The 427-nt window shown below is 67.2% G+C and carries 1 pseudogene; it reads left to right on the plus strand.

Annotated elements, in window-relative coordinates:
• Positions 1 to 427, plus strand: a pseudogene (locus PA598K_RS05230) (CCA tRNA nucleotidyltransferase); the annotation flags it as partial.

The raw sequence follows: 427 nt of genomic DNA on the forward strand, positions 1-427 counted from the left end.
CCGAGGATTTGCGGCGCCGCGACTTTACGATCAACGCATTGGCGATGCGCGCCGATGGCTCGCTGGTCGATCCGTTCGGCGGTCAAGCGGATCTGGCCCGTCGGGTCGTCCGCTGCGTCGGCCATCCGGATGCCAGACTGCGGGAGGATGCGCTGCGGATGCTTCGCGGCATCCGCTTCGCAGCCCGGCTCGGCGCCGAGATCGAAGCGCAGACCTGGCAGGCGATGCTTCGTCACCGGGAGCTGTTGCGGCATATCGCGATGGAGCGCGTCGGCGTCGAGCTAGACAAGATGATCGGCGGACCGCATCCGGCAGCGGCGATCCGGCTCCTGGCGGCTAGCGGGCTGCTCGTCTGGGCCAAGGAGCCGCTAGCGATCGCGGACAAGCTGTCTGACGGAGACGTCTCATCGCTACATACGATCGAGGC

Origin of the sequence: Paenibacillus sp. 598K (genome assembly GCF_003851045.1) — a bacterium.
Lineage (GTDB): Bacteria > Bacillota > Bacilli > Paenibacillales > Paenibacillaceae > Paenibacillus_D.